Annotated in this window: 18 protein-coding genes; 17 read left to right on the top strand and 1 reads right to left on the bottom strand. The window is 41.4% G+C overall.

Translation table 11 applies throughout. The annotated features are described in order from the left end of the window. Positions 1-39 precede the first annotated feature (39 nt). From M1K58_RS06800 to M1K58_RS06745, 12 genes are all read left to right on the top strand, one after another. Positions 40-669, top strand: a complete 630-nt coding sequence (locus M1K58_RS06800) for a TVP38/TMEM64 family protein (RefSeq protein WP_256757895.1) — start codon at positions 40-42, stop codon at positions 667-669. 63 nt (positions 670-732) lie between these two features. Then, a complete protein-coding gene (locus M1K58_RS06795; protein WP_256757894.1) occupies positions 733-1,620 on the top strand; it encodes an ABC transporter ATP-binding protein in 888 nt (295 codons plus the stop codon). Continuing rightward, positions 1,617-2,426 (top strand): ABC transporter permease subunit, encoded by an 810-nt coding sequence (locus M1K58_RS06790; protein WP_256757893.1) that lies wholly within the window; start codon positions 1,617-1,619, stop codon positions 2,424-2,426. The genes M1K58_RS06795 and M1K58_RS06790 overlap by 4 nt, the downstream gene beginning before the upstream one ends. A 64-nt stretch (positions 2,427-2,490) precedes the next feature. Further along, positions 2,491-2,907 (top strand): BlaI/MecI/CopY family transcriptional regulator, encoded by a 417-nt coding sequence (locus M1K58_RS06785; protein WP_256757892.1) that lies wholly within the window; start codon positions 2,491-2,493, stop codon positions 2,905-2,907. Next, the gene (locus tag M1K58_RS06780; RefSeq protein ID WP_256757891.1) at positions 2,904-3,764 is read left to right on the top strand and encodes a M56 family metallopeptidase; all 861 of its coding nucleotides are present in this window, start codon (positions 2,904-2,906) and stop codon (positions 3,762-3,764) included. The genes M1K58_RS06785 and M1K58_RS06780 overlap by 4 nt, the downstream gene beginning before the upstream one ends. Positions 3,765-3,851: 87 nt before the next feature. After that, the gene (locus tag M1K58_RS06775; RefSeq protein WP_256757890.1) at positions 3,852-4,556 is read left to right on the top strand and encodes a DUF3105 domain-containing protein; all 705 of its coding nucleotides are present in this window, start codon (positions 3,852-3,854) and stop codon (positions 4,554-4,556) included. A gap of 195 nt (positions 4,557-4,751) precedes the next feature. After that, positions 4,752-5,477: a DsbA family oxidoreductase gene (locus M1K58_RS06770; RefSeq protein ID WP_256757889.1), complete on the top strand. Its 726-nt coding sequence runs from the start codon at positions 4,752-4,754 to the stop codon at positions 5,475-5,477. Next, on the top strand, positions 5,474-6,484 hold the full coding sequence (locus M1K58_RS06765; RefSeq protein WP_256757888.1) for an LLM class flavin-dependent oxidoreductase: 1,011 nt from the start codon (positions 5,474-5,476) through the stop codon (positions 6,482-6,484). The genes M1K58_RS06770 and M1K58_RS06765 overlap by 4 nt, the downstream gene beginning before the upstream one ends. A 117-nt stretch (positions 6,485-6,601) precedes the next feature. Then, on the top strand, positions 6,602-7,702 hold the full coding sequence (locus M1K58_RS06760; protein ID WP_256757887.1) for a DNA alkylation repair protein: 1,101 nt from the start codon (positions 6,602-6,604) through the stop codon (positions 7,700-7,702). A gap of 40 nt (positions 7,703-7,742) precedes the next feature. Then, a complete protein-coding gene (locus M1K58_RS06755; protein ID WP_372339133.1) occupies positions 7,743-8,429 on the top strand; it encodes an FMN-dependent NADH-azoreductase in 687 nt (228 codons plus the stop codon). Positions 8,430-9,017: 588 nt separating this feature from the next. Next, the gene (locus M1K58_RS06750; RefSeq protein ID WP_256757885.1) at positions 9,018-9,932 is read left to right on the top strand and encodes a tyrosine-type recombinase/integrase; all 915 of its coding nucleotides are present in this window, start codon (positions 9,018-9,020) and stop codon (positions 9,930-9,932) included. 63 nt (positions 9,933-9,995) lie between these two features. Beyond that, positions 9,996-10,952: a hypothetical protein gene (locus M1K58_RS06745; protein ID WP_256757884.1), complete on the top strand. Its 957-nt coding sequence runs from the start codon at positions 9,996-9,998 to the stop codon at positions 10,950-10,952. A gap of 89 nt (positions 10,953-11,041) precedes the next feature. On the opposite strand, the gene M1K58_RS06740 is transcribed toward M1K58_RS06745, so the two are convergent. Continuing rightward, entirely contained in the window at positions 11,042-11,581 is a 540-nt protein-coding gene (locus M1K58_RS06740; protein ID WP_256757883.1) for an NADPH-dependent FMN reductase, read from the bottom strand. Between the two features lie 282 nt (positions 11,582-11,863). Here M1K58_RS06740 and M1K58_RS06735 point away from each other — a divergent pair, with 282 nt between their 5' ends. From M1K58_RS06735 to M1K58_RS06715, 5 genes are all read left to right on the top strand, one after another. Beyond that, entirely contained in the window at positions 11,864-12,289 is a 426-nt protein-coding gene (locus M1K58_RS06735; RefSeq protein ID WP_256757881.1) for a DMT family transporter, read from the top strand. 55 nt (positions 12,290-12,344) lie between these two features. Beyond that, positions 12,345-13,043, top strand: a complete 699-nt coding sequence (locus tag M1K58_RS06730) for a Crp/Fnr family transcriptional regulator (protein ID WP_256757880.1) — start codon at positions 12,345-12,347, stop codon at positions 13,041-13,043. Between the two features lie 29 nt (positions 13,044-13,072). Then, positions 13,073-13,543: a DMT family transporter gene (locus tag M1K58_RS06725; protein WP_256757878.1), complete on the top strand. Its 471-nt coding sequence runs from the start codon at positions 13,073-13,075 to the stop codon at positions 13,541-13,543. A 97-nt stretch (positions 13,544-13,640) separates the two neighbouring features. Next, a complete protein-coding gene (locus tag M1K58_RS06720; RefSeq protein WP_256757877.1) occupies positions 13,641-14,081 on the top strand; it encodes an RrF2 family transcriptional regulator in 441 nt (146 codons plus the stop codon). Between the two features lie 84 nt (positions 14,082-14,165). Beyond that, entirely contained in the window at positions 14,166-14,540 is a 375-nt protein-coding gene (locus M1K58_RS06715; RefSeq protein WP_256757876.1) for a DoxX family protein, read from the top strand. Positions 14,541-14,603: the final 63 nt, after the last annotated feature.

Below are 14,603 nucleotides of genomic sequence, written 5' to 3'. Positions count from 1 at the left end.
CTATGTTAATAAAGTAGAACGATTAAGGGGCTTGTAACATTGATTAATAAAATGATGATGGTTGGATTGTACTTCATCATTGCAGCTACTCTTGCTGTGTATCGAGAACCATTAATTAATTGGATGGACTCGACTGCAGTTGGGGGAATGGATATTTACATAGCATTAATAGGATTGCTCATTGCGATTGTGCCAGGCATTCCATATGGAGTTGTTGCTGCAGTTTTTGGTGCAAAGTATGGGGTGCTTATAGGGACTGCCCTAAATATTGTAATCTCGGTACTAGCCGCAGTTATATTATTTATTATGGTACGAGTTTCTTCCTCAGAAGAAGGAAGGCAAAGATTAGCTAGTAGAAGGGGAATCGCTTATTTAGCTGCTTTAGCAGAACGAAACGCCTTCTTAGCGATTTTTTTTGCCCGGTTACTCCCTATTTTACCTGCTCAAGCGATCAATATCTTTGCTGCGATTACGAGGATGTCATGGAAGACGTATCTATATGCAACTATAGCCGGAAAAATCCCCTTTATCCTATTAGTTACCTTGTTAGGAGACCAATTCTTTAATACACCAGACATCCAAGGAATTATGATTACGGTTGGCGTCTATGGAATTTTCTTAGGGGTCGTGTACTGGATCTATCGTCATTTTTTTCAAAAATCACAGTAAAATGTACTCATCATAAAAAATCCCCCACCGATTAACAGTTCTTCGATACAGGAGGTGTCAATTATGTTAAACGTTGAACATTTGACGAAGACATTTTCCAACGGGAAAGGAATTTTCGACGTATCGTTCTCTGTGGAGCAGGGGGAGGTTTTTGGGTTTCTAGGACCCAATGGGGCGGGGAAGTCCACTACGATAAGGCATATTATGGGCTTTATGAAGCCGGATAAAGGACTTGTTAAGGTTAATGGGCTGGATACCTGGAAGGAGCAGGGGAAGGTTCAAAGTTATATCGGATACCTGCCTGGAGAAATCTCATTCATCGAAGGGATGACAGGGAAGACGTTTCTGGATTTCATGGGTAACATGCAAGGTGTGAAGGAGCTGTCCAAGCGTAACGTCTTAATCGACCGCCTACAGTTTGATGTGCAAACTCCGATCCGTAAAATGTCTAAAGGGATGAAGCAAAAAGTAGCGATCGTAGCCGCGTTCATGCATGATCCTGAAGTGATTATTTTGGATGAACCTACGTCAGGGCTTGATCCGCTTATGCAGAAGGTATTTATTGAAATCGTGCTGGAGGAGAAGGCTCAAGGGAAGACATTCTTGATGTCATCGCACAGCTTTCCAGAAATCGAGAGGACATGTGACAGGGCCGCTATTATCAAAGACGGCATCGTCATTACGATCAAGGATATCCATGAATTGCAGTCGATGCAGCGGAAGCTGTTCGAAGTTACCTTTGAAAGTGATACAGAGGCGGCTTCATTTCTAAGCTCTGGTTTGCATATCGAATCTCATGATGGGAATCGGGTAAGGGTAGCCGTACAGGGCAATTACAATAGATTTGTCGAAGAGACCGGAAAGTACAGTGTGCGCAATATCGATATTTTCACACAAAACCTTGAGGATATATTCATGAATTACTATGATCGAAAGGGGACGATGAAATGAATGTCACCCTATATAAGCAGATGATAAAGGTGAACATGAAGAGCTTTATGAACTATGCTTTCGGTTCAGCTTTCTATATCCTTCTTATGTTCTGGTTGTATCCCAGTATCGCCCAAAACACGAAAGCGATCGATGAGTTGATCCAATCCATGCCGGAAGGGGTGGGGAAGGCTTTCGGACTGAATGGCTTTGACAGTGCCGAAGCTTTCATATCAGGTGAATACTACGGATTAATTCTCATACTGATCTTATCTATTGTATGCGTTCAGTTATCGACCCAGCTTATGGCCAGATTGGTGGATCAAGGATCTATGGCCTACTTATTGTCCACACCAACAACAAGAGGGAAGGTTGCTTTTACGCAAGTAAGCGTGCTGACGACCGGACTTTTCTTGATCATAGCCGTCACGACGATTGCCGGATTCGTAGGAAGCGCTTGGTTTCTAAGCGGTACTTACGAATTCGATACCTCCAAATTCATGCAGATGAATGCCGTGGTGTTCCTGCTCTTCTTTGCTGTCGGCGGCATTACCTTCTTAGTCTCCTCACTTTGTAACGACGAGAAGAAAGCTCTCAGTATTTCCGGATTCATTACGTTTGGATTTTTTAGCTTGGATCTTCTAGGCAAATTCAGTGAAAAGATCGAATGGATAAGAAAGCTGTCCATCTTCTCCTTATACCAACCGGGTGAAATCGTTAACGGGAATGTAGATTTCGCCACCCCCTCAAGTATTCTCTCCATCGTCGGTATAGTCTCATTTGGTCTTGCCATCCTATTGTTTCGTAAACGCGACCTGCCTTTATAGATTGTTATTCCTAGTTGATTCGAGAATAACACTACACTATAATGTGTAGTGGAAGGTGAGCGGTTTGGAAATCAAGAATTTCAAGTATGGTGAAGCTGGGTTAAATCGTTTCTTCGGTTCCCTTGAAGCCAAGATCATGGAGCTATTATGGGAATGTGATGAATTAAGCATTAAAGAAGTGCAACAACGCTTGGAGAAGGAAAAGCCGATCAACTTTAACACGGTTATGACCGTAATGAATCGTTTAGTAGATAAAGGGATACTTGATAAGAGACAACAAGGAAGACTTTCCCTGTTTCGGCCAACGCAATCTAAGCTTGTCTTTATTGAAGAGCAGTCTAAGAAGCTGACAGAAAACCTGCTAGACGAGTTCGGTGGTGTCGTGATCAATCATATGATTGATTCCCTTAAACATGTTGATCATGCGTTGCTTGTTCAATTAGAACAAAGAATCCAACAATTAAAGAAGGACATGACATGATGCTGTGGAAGAGGAAATCATCTCTTGTTTTTGGGCTGAGTCTACTTATCGCAAGTGTGGTGTGGAGTCAGATGGGAATGTATTTAGCCCACTTGCTATTCGGTGTAAACCTGAAAATGAACTTTTTTAAGTTATGTCTCAGCTTGTTTAGGGACAATAGCTTGTACTACTTTATGATGATCTTCCTATTAAATACGGTAATCGTATATAGCATTATGATCACACTCGTGAATGTCGTGCAGCAATATGTGCGCTCTACAAAGTTTAAGTCGAAGATTATGAGTCTTAGAAATGATTATTTAACGAAACATCTGATCGAGGAGTTTGGGCTGCAACATCAGGATCTCATCGTAATCGATCATAATCAGTCGATGGCTTTTACATTGGGATTTAGAAATCCACTCATAGTCCTTTCCAGTGGCTTAGTGGAACTACTTGATCGTGATGAGCTTGAAGCAGTCATCGAGCATGAAGCCTTTCATAAGAATAATCATGATTCTATGAAAATTTTTATCCTGCAGGTCATATCACGTGCACTATGGTTCATCCCACTTACCAAATGGTCTTATCAGAACTGCACCATCATGAGTGAATTGTTAGCTGATGAATATGCGATAAGGAAGACAGGTTCTGAGCTTGGATTAAGCAGTGCTCTATTGAAGCTAATCAAAGTCAGCTTTACAAATCAAGCAGCACCTGCGATGACTCATTTTGCTGAAGTTTCCGTTAATTTCAGATTACAGCAGCTGTTGCATCCACAGAGATCAATTCCCGTTAAACTCGGAATGACTTCAATAGTAATCTCCATTCATATGCTTCTCTTACTGATGGGCGTAATTGTATTGGCGATTGCTTGATTTTTTTTGAATATATACACTACGCGATGTAGTGTTGCGGTGACGAGTGAAAATGAAAATAACTAAGTTGATTGGAGCGATAGAGGAATGAATGCATCTATGGTATGGGGAATCATTAGTGGAATTCTATTTATTTTGTCATTCATAAGTTACTACTATGCATCAAAGCTGAATAAACAAAATACCAGCCAAATCAAGAAGGAACAAAAGGCAATCTTAAAGAAGAAAACCGGTAAGATAAGGATTACGGCACATAGTTTATTAGTAGTTTCCATTGTATTGGGACTTATTACGTTAATCCAACAAAATTCTAGTAGCTATGATTTGAAGACGTTGAATTATGATGTTCAGATCGACGTCAGGACAGACAAATATTACGGAGCTGGGCATACTGAAACTAATGTATTGTACGAAATGGATATTCCAACTTCAGGTACTCACAGCTTTCATGATATCAAATTCGGGTTTTATAAAGAAAAGCCTACGTATGAATTATTAGTACACAATCTAGAGCATGGGGATATCATCATTTACTATCGCCCTGACGCAAGTGTCGAAATTAAGGATTCCGTTGAATACTTGAGTCATTTTAGAAAAGCAGGCGCTGGTGTGTTGGCAGTGCCCAGCGAGGACATACCGGACGGCAAGGAAGTTGTCGTGACAGCATGGACGAAAACAATGGAGCTTACGACCTATGATGTACAAAAAACGGGCGCATTTATTTACACGCATATTAATAATGGTCCTGAGAAAATTCCAGCAAATATCCGCAGGGGCGGAGGAACAATGTAATAAACTTCGAATGATTTGATGTAGAAGTGTTAAATGCTCGGTGGAGCCTCATCGATTCCTATCGATCAAGGACCGAGCATTTGACAGCTTTTCAATATGGTCGTATACTGTGCAATATATTAAACAGTTAAATTTGTTTATTTGATTTTACTGAGCTTGATCTTAAATCAGGTTATAATTATGGAGGTGTCATCGATGAAAGTGGAAATATGGTCTGATTATGTCTGTCCGTTCTGCTATATCGGCAAGCGTCGATTCGAGGCAGGGCTTCAGCAGTTCGCTCATAAAGATGCGATTGAAGTGGTATATAAAAGCTTTCAGCTAGACCCTCATGCAAGTCGTGATGGCAATCCTCCTGTATATGATATGTTAGCGAGCAAGTATGGCATGAGCCGTGAACAAGCTATCGCTAACTCGAATAATATTACGCAGCAAGCGAAAACGCTCGGACTCGATTATTACTTTGATCGTACAATCCAGACGAACACATTTGATGCGCATCGTTTAACGCATTACGCAGCAACGAAAGGGAAGCATGCGGAGATGACAGAGCGGCTGTTGAAGGCACATTTTACAGACACGCTTCATATCGGCAATCCGGAGACGCTAGCAGACTTAGCCGTTGAAGTAGGACTTGACCGTACCGATGCTCTACGTGTATTGGCAAATGATGACTACTCTAAGGAAGTTCATGCAGATATTCAAGAAGCTGGGGCGCTTGGCGTAAGAGGTGTTCCATTCTTTGTTGTTAATAGTAAATACGCCATATCTGGTGCACAGCCAAGTGAAGTGTTCCTGGATGCATTACAGAAAGCTTGGAATGAAGAGCATCCGCTCATTACGCTTGGCGGCTCAACTGAAGGTATCTTATGTACGGATGACGGTTGTGTCGTTCCAGAAAAAGATGGAAGTGCATTATGATTAAGTTAGGGGTTCTTGACCAAGTATTCATTAGTGAAGGTCGTACCGCTACAGAAGGACTGAAGGAATCTACGCGTCTCGCTCAAGCAACTGAGGCCAAGGGTTTTTCTCGTTACTGGGTATCTGAGCATCATTCGATGCGTGCACTTGCATTCTCAAGTCCAGAAGTTCTGATCGCTCATCTGGCAGCGGCTACGTCCCGAATTCGCGTAGGCTCTGGGGGCATCATGCTTCCGCATTACAGTGCTTATAAGGTAGCTGAAAACTTCCGACTACTAGAAGCGCTTCATCCTGGTCGCATAGATTTAGGTGTAGGTCGTGCTCCGGGAGGAATGCCGCTTGCGACGCGAGCTCTTCAACAGCATAAGATGGTTGATGTGAACACATTTCCGCAGCAGGTGCTTGATATCGTAGGCTATTTCCATAATGCGTTGCCAGCGGGTCATCCGTTCGAAAGATTATTGGCATCTCCAGATATTCCGACCGCTCCTGAAATCTGGGTGCTCGGATCTAGTGGTGAGGGCGCAAGAATTGCCGCTGAGCTGGGAACCTCCTATGCATTTGCGGAGTTCTTCGGTACGCCAGGTGGTGAAGAAGCGACGAATTACTATAACAACAACTTTAAGGTCAATCCGACATTGGAGGCTGATCCGCGCTCCATGATTGCCACACTTGCGATTTGCGCGGAGACTGAAGAAGAAGCGAATCGATTGGCAACAAGCAGTGATTTGTTATTCCTCGGGATTAGAACAGGGAGAGAGATGGAATATCTACCTTCCGTACAAACAGCAACCGATTATCCGTACACCGAGATGGATCATATGTATATTAAGCAAATTCGCCAACGCAGAGTTATCGGAACTCCGGCACAGGTGAAGGAGCAGCTGCTACAGATGGGCGCGGATTTCAATGTTGGAGAGATTCTCATCAATACTCCTATTCATGATGCGAAAGCACGTATCCGTTCGTATGAATTGATCTCGGAAGCGTTCGGTATGAAGGGCTAATAAGTTCTTCGGATTCATTTGCTTATTCCTCACCTTGACTGAACATGACATACAGTTGTCATATTGATTGTGATACGCTGTAAGTAAGATCAGGAATAGACATGGAGGAATGGGCAAATGGCTGAACCGTTAAAAGACATGTATGATGAAGGTTTTCTTCGTGAATTCAGCGGGAAAGTACACGCTGTATTTGCGGATTTTGATAGCGATGGATTTGTGGCTGCAACAATGGCCGAGGGATGGGAAGAGCTCAAGTTAAAAGAGCGGATTAGACATATTTCTGTAACGCTAGGAAAATTTCTGCCGTCCTCTTACGAAGATGCACTTGATGTCTTGTTTGCAATTGATGAAATATGCGTTGGATTCCCGTACTTGTTTTTCCCTGATTTTGTGGAGGTTCACGGTTCGGCCTTAGAACACTGGGAGCTGTCGATGAAAGCCATCGAACGATTTACTTCCAAGTCTTCTGCAGAATTTGCTGTGCGATCTTATCTCATTCGAGATCCGGAACGAATGATGCAACAGATGACAATATGGTCGGAGCATCCAAGTGAGCATGTACGTCGACTTTCTAGCGAGGGCTGTCGTCCGCGATTACCGTGGGGACAAGCTCTTCCCGAGTTTAAGCGCGATCCAGCTCCAGTGCTTCTGATCTTGGATAAATTAAAGAGGGACTCCTCTCTCTATGTACGCAAGAGTGTGGCTAACAACTTAAATGACATCGCCAAGGATCATCCATCGCTCGTGCTTGAAACCGCGCAACGTTGGAGAGGTGTTCATCCCAATACAGATTGGATCGTCCGGCATGGCTGTCGAACGCTAATCCGTAAGGCTGATCCCGAGGTGCTAGCGTTATTTGGTTATGCAAATTCAGAGAGTACTGAGCCGATTGCGATAGCCGCTTCATTGTCCGCAAGTCGGACTGTACTCGCGATAGGTGAAAGCTGCGATCTGAGCTATGAGCTTCATATTCGTGAAGGCGAGCAGGCTAAGATTCGTATCGAATACGGGATTTATTTTGTAAAAGCTGGAGGACGCACCTCACGTAAGCTGTTTTTACTGTCGGACAAGACAGTACCTGGGGGCTCACACTTAAAAGGTACTCGAACACATCGATGGGCTGATCTGTCGACACGTCGCCATTACAAGGGTGAGCATCTTATTGCTCTCGTAGTGAACGGGAATGAGGTCGCATCTTGTAACATTGATCTTGTGTAATGTTTGAAACTGTAACGATTCTGACACAGTAAAAGGTTAGATAGTATGGTATATTATTAAATCTGTAACTAAAATTTATTCTCATCATGGGGGAACTATAATGTCTAAAGTATTATTTATCAATGCTAATGATCGTCCTGTAGAGCAAGCAGTAAGCGCACAAATGTATGATGCATTCTATAAAACTTATCAAGAAGCGAACAGCTCTGACGAAATTGTTGAGTTGGACTTGTTTAAGGAAGAAATGCCTTACTACGGTAACACAGCAATTACGGGAACTTACAAACGTAACCAAGGCTATGAGCTTACAACTGAAGAAGCTGCTGCGGTTAAATTAGTTGATCAGTATTTAGAGCAGTTTTTTGCAGCTGACAAAATTGTGTTTGCTTTCCCTCTTTGGAACTCAACTGTACCAGCTCCGTTGATCACATATTTGTCCTACTTGGCACAAGCCGGTAAAATGTTCAAATATACAGCTGAAGGTCCTGTTGGATTTGCTGGTGAGAAAAAAGTAATGCTATTAAACGCTCGTGGTGCAGATTATGCATTAGAAGGCATGGCTTCTGCTGAAATGGCTGTAAATCTCGTTAAAGCGATTATTAGCTTGTGGGGCATTACTAACCCAGATGTAGTCGTAATCGAAGGACATAACCAGTACCCAGACCGCGCTAAAGACATCATTGCTGATGGACTAGCAAACGTTGCTAAAGCAGCTGCAAAATTCTAAACCAACTCCATATTCGGTTCAACAAAAAGAAGTCTGCGAATCTCGCAGGCTTCTTTTTGTTTATGGACAAAAAAGCGGCAACAAATAGTTAAGAAAAGCTTGGTAAATCAGGCTTTTTATTTTTATGTAGGTAGAATTGTGTCATCTGAAATCACCATTCCTACCCATCTGCCGAGACAGAAGCTATTGAACAAATCGAGATATTGCAACAGATCGTAAACATGATAGATGTTAATCGCAACAATCAGTCAGCAACGAGGCTTCCAGCAAAGAAAATCTATTTAGTAGCCGCAGCAATAATCAGTAGCTCAATTTCAGAAACCACTACACCAATGGAAGTCAAATTGAATGACATATCTGCAGTTGTGTATCCTTAGCAGTTTTTTAGTGCGAAAATAGGTATTTTGGGGAACATATGTGCTATAATAAGTACGCCAAACACGTATTTTGCGACCTTTCGTTTCTAAGCGATTTAATAATCTATTCACGGGATAATGCTAACAAGTTTTTGCGACGTTTTACGAGTTTTAGCTTGAAAAATAGCATCTAGAAGCACGATACATACAGAAATTGGATTGAGGGATTGCAATGGCTAGAAATGACATCTTAGAAGAAACCTATACAAATCCTTTAAAAGCATTTTCAATTTGGATGAAGCAGTCAGGATATACAGAAGCAACGAAGAAGGAATATATGAGGGAAGTTCATGACTATCTACTTTCCTTAGATGAAATGCCCGTTCAACAAGCGGGAAAAATGAATGTAGTAGGCTTCTTAGTATCCAAGCAAGGAACAGCAGGGGAAAAGACTAGAAATCGCACACTTTCTGCTATCCGGTCATTCTATGCGGCATTAATAGATTTTGAACTTGCAACAAGAAATCCCGCACTTGAAGTGAAAAAGTCGAAAACGGAAAAAAACAAAAACCCGGTTTATTTAGAAGAGCAAGAACTGGAGACAGCATTGACTTATATTGAAGGTCGCTATCGTGATCGAAATTTAACGATCTTTCTATTGATGGGATATTGTGGATTACGTGTCGGTGAAGTCCACCGAATTAATATCGCGCATTATAAGAAGGCGAAAGGAACATTAGAGGTGCTAGGTAAGGGGAGGAAATGGAATGAAATTCCTCTTCCAGAATTGTTAATTCAATACCTTTCCAAGGTTGAATTGGAAAGAATTCATCCATACAGTAAGAAGGAAGAAGCCTTTTTCATTTCCCAGAAAGGGAGAAGATTGTCAATTCGACAAATCCAAAAAATCACAGCTCAAGTGTTCGATGAATTAAAAAAGGACCATCCTCATCTGAATGATATGAAGTTATCTTGTCACAAGCTAAGGCATTCCTTTGCCACAATGCTTCTGAATAATAACGTCGATATCCGTGTTGTTAAAGAGCTTCTAGGTCACGCGTCGATAGAAACGACGATGATCTACACCCATATTAATGATGAGCAAAAGCGTGGAGCCATGACCACGATTAAGGTTCCGCAAATTTAGAAACTTCCTAATTCCTAGACTCGTCCAATAGATAGGTAAATAAAGGATGGAGTCTGAGGAATCTTGAAAATACGTAATTTTTTATCGGGAATCGTTATCGTACTCGCATTAACAGGCTGTTCTAGGCCTGCTGTGGCCCCTATAGCTACAGAGCAGGCTATCCATTCTCCAATCGTTGAAATTAGGGGTCCTGTCACTTTATATGAGCTTAGAACGGATTACTTTGAACAAAAGACGATTGAAATTCCTAGATATAGCAAAGGAGAAGTCACCAATGATTTTACCCAAAATATAGTTGATGGCTATAATGAGGGTCATAGTCCGACATTAGGCGATCCTGTGGTTCAGGCCATGGCTGCTATTTCTAATGTCATCCCATACGACTATTTGAAGGATTTTACGATAGGTGAGCAATTAGGGAAGGGTAAGGTCGATGGGGAGCCCTATCAAATCACAACCGCTATAGGCATCGTGTTTACAGAGCTACAAAGAGATTTTGTGACAACCAGAAGCTCTTCGGTTGAAGCAATAGTTCCTAATTGGGGTACTTACACGATATTCTTTAAAAATAGCAAGGATTCCGATTTGCAGCTGATTCAAAAAATCATCTTCACACAAGCACCGGATTTCAAAATTGATTTAATCGAGAAGCCCTTAATTGTCTATTCTGTATCCGAAGATACGTTACAAAAAGACATATCAAAAATCCCCTACTACGTAAGAGGGGATATCAACTATGTAACAAATGAAGAAGTTCAAAGTGTAAATGAGGGTCATTCTCCTTGGAAATCGACCCCTTTATTGACAGCCCAATTCATGACAACGAATCTTATTCCTGAAGGTATGGCCGAAGATCAAGTGCATTATGACGTAGTTAATGTTGAAAATGCTAGTGAAGATAATGAAATCACCATCGTGGAAGCGAAGGTACCAGGTCTTGGTACATATACGATCACTTTACAATATGCAGGTAAGAGCAGTATTTGTTTTATAACCAAAGTCACCCTTCAGCCTAGCTAAGAAGCGATTGACCCAAATACGAAAGGGGTGGCACAGAAATAGTAAAACCCTCTGTGCCACCCCTTTTCACTTTTATTATGATTAAATGTTTAACGGATTGTTTTCAATGCGCCGCTCCATGAGATCACTTGGTCAAGCATGCCATTCACATTCGTAAGATGCAGATCAGCTGGTTTGAAAACTGTTCCGTTCTCAAAATCAGTGAATAGTGATAGAGCAGGGTGTACACGAACGTCCGCCACAGACAACTCGCCCAAGATTCCACGCAAATGTTCAGCTGCACGAGCGCCGCCTACAGAACCGTAGCTTACAATACCGGCAGCTTTATTGTTCCATGCATCACGTGCATAGTCTAACGCATTTTTCAAGGATGCGGATATGCTATGGTTGTATTCTTGAACGATAAATACGAAGCCGTCTAATTGAGCAAGCTTGGTGTTCCAAGCAGTCGCTTGTTCAGTTGCATCTGCTTCACCTAGTAGCGGAAGCTTGAAGTCTGCGATATCTACGATCTCATAATTCGCATCTCCGCGTTTATCAGCGATGCTTTTTACCCATTCTCCTACTTGTGGACTAACGCGACCTTGACGAGTACTTCCTAGAATAATACCGATATTTAATTTAGACATTGTTTTTTCCTCCTTAGTTTTGGTCCTACCCATTAATCTGTCTAGAAAACTCATGACTATACCACCAATCCTTAACAACCTATTCACACTATCTTTAATTAAAGATTTATGAACATGAGATAATAATACACAAACCAATTCATAATGTCAAGTTACTAACTAAATGTTAGTTTATTTATTTGAAATGAATATCCTAGCCATACTATTGAGGACATATGTCCTTCACATGCATCAGGAAATATCATTTAATTGATAAAGAAATCAAATGTAGGGAGTCATAATATGAAAGGTATTTTATTTTCTTTTTTCGGTGGCGCATTTATAACGCTGCAAGGAGTAGCAAATTCTCGGATCAGCCAAGACATTGGCACGTGGCAAGCGGCGATGATTACACAGTTCACAGGCTTCTTAGTGGCATTCATTATCCTGCTCTTCATCCGTGACGGTAATTGGCAAAGCTTTAAGCAAGTAAATCCGATATACATGATAAGTGGCGCATTAGGTGCAATCGTAATTTTTAGTGATATTACGGCTATTCAGCAGATCGGTGCTACTCTTACAATATCCATTTTGATGATAGCCCAACTGAGCTTGACCTTTATTATTGAAATAAAGGGGTGGTTTGGTGTGGTTAAACAGAAGATGAAGCTACCACAGTTTATCGGTATGGGGATGATGATATTGGGTGTGGTGATCCTCGGGTTTTGAACCATTGAGTCAGCTTAATAAAGTCAGCCGAAATACTTAGAGGTGAGTTCTTGTCATGATTGAAGTGAGAGATCCTGAGCAATTGAAGCATTTTATGAACGTTCATCAAATAAATTCTGTCTTTAATGAACAGCTTTTAACACATTTATCACTTTACTTCTTCGAGCAGGGTGAGCTGATCTGTTCTCAAGGGGATCCTTCACAGATACTGTACGTGCTCGTCAAAGGAAAGATTAAAATCTATAATACCTCGGCTGAAGGCAAAGCGATCATTTTGTCATTTAGGACACCACTGGAAGTTATCGGGGATATCGAATATTTACGGAATATTGAAATCATTAATACGGTTGAGGCAGTATCCTCTGTTTGTATGATTGGCGTTCAATATCGATGGTTGTCTAAATACGGTAAGGATTACTCGCCATTTTTGAATTTTTTATTAGAGATCATCACTTATAAATTTTATGTGAAATCAAATTCCTTGAGCTTTAACCTGCTGTATCCAGTGGAGGTGCGACTGGCAAGCTATTTGATGTCAATCTCCTTTGATGAATCAGATTCATTATTGGAAGGGCAAATGCGAGCATCCAGCTTGAAGGATGCGGCCAAATTAATTGGAACGAGCTACAGACATTTGAATCGGGTTATCCAACAATTCTGCAAAGAAGGACTAATCGAGCGAGACAAAGGGTTCATCCTCATTAAGGACAGGGAAAGATTAAGCATAAAAGCCATTCATAATATTTACGAATAGATTTCAGCAAGTATAGGAGATTGGTGCATATGATTACAGGATTATTGTTTGCGACAGTTGCTGGCTTGTTAGTTAGCTTGCAAAATATTTTTAATAGCAAGGTTAATGAGCGCTCTGGAACTTGGACGACCACAACATTAGTGTTAGGTTTGGGCTTCCTTGCTTCATTAATTATGGGATTGTTATTTGAAGGGAAAGAGCAATTTTCCTTGGGGAATACGGAGATTTGGTACTGGTTCGCTGGATTAATTGGTGTCGGAGTGGTGATCTGTTTAGTCAATGGAATAAAGCTTCTAGATCCGACATATGCCATTTCAATTGCTCTCACCTCGCAGGTTGGATTTGCTCTATTGTTTGACTCCTTTGGGTGGCTTGGTTTGGAGAAGGTACCCTTTACCGTTAACAAGTTAATAGGTGTATTGGTTATTGTTGCTGGCATCTATGTATTTAAGTTAAGTGGCGGACGCAAAGAGAACGAATCTGAACAATCTTGCACATAAACATGTCGTATTTTATAATGTGCTTCATAAGGTTGCAATTGTAGTCGGATATGAAGTGAAGAGTCATATCTACATTTCTATAAGGAGTGGGATTGTAATGAGCACAGCAGATCGCGGAGTTAACATTGGTCCTCCTCATTTTAAAATAGCCGTGCATTCGATTGTCTGGTTAGCCAAGAGCGGCTGTACATTATCGAGTGCTATGATAGCCAATCAAGTGGATTCGCACGCAACCTTCATGCGTAGGGTTATGCAAGCACTTCTTGTCGCTGGAATCGTTGAGTCCAAGGGGGGACGAGAGGGGGGGTATATTTTACTCAAATCTTCAGCTGATATTACATTAGGTGAAATCTACTCTGCCGTGAATACCTGTGCTTCTGAACCCGAGTTGGACGTTAATAATTGTGGAGCAGCTGGTGATCAATTGGATGTTGAGTTAGAGAAAATTTTATATAATGCCGAACAGCAAACCATAGACTATTTGCGAAAATTTACGATAGCGGATGTCATGAATCGCGTGGATTTTTTTGTGGTTTAATTTTCAATCAAAAAAAGAGTCTAGACAAATAATGGTAAACCGATTAATATGTGCTTAAGATAGTTGCAATAAGGAGGGATGAACATGGATATTCTAGCTATTGTACTTCAAAGTATTCTGGCACTTGCGTTCTTGATGGCAGGTATAGGAAAAACTACAGGTTCCCAAATGCATGTAGAAGGCTTTAAGAGGTGGAGACTGCCACAATGGTTCCGTGTCGTAACCGGTTTTGTTGAACTCATAGTTGCAGCTGCCTTAATTATCGGCTTCTGGGAGCCAAGCTGGACGGCTGCTGGTGCACTATTACTTGGTGTTACTGCAATTGGTGGGATTATCACTCATTTGCGCATCAAGGATTCTTTCAAACAGACGTTCCCCATCCTTGTTTTCGGTATTTTAACTTTCATTCTATTTTTCATTCAGATGTCTGATCTAGCTGATTTCCCTGGGTTTAAGTAATGGATAGAATCAATGTGAGAATTTAAATAAGAGTCGCCCTGCAAGCTGTTCAATCAACAGCTC

Origin of the sequence: Cohnella sp. WQ 127256 (assembly GCF_024519285.1) — a bacterium.
Classification (GTDB): domain Bacteria; phylum Bacillota; class Bacilli; order Paenibacillales; family Paenibacillaceae; genus Cohnella.
This window is presented reverse-complemented; position numbering and strand designations above follow the sequence as displayed.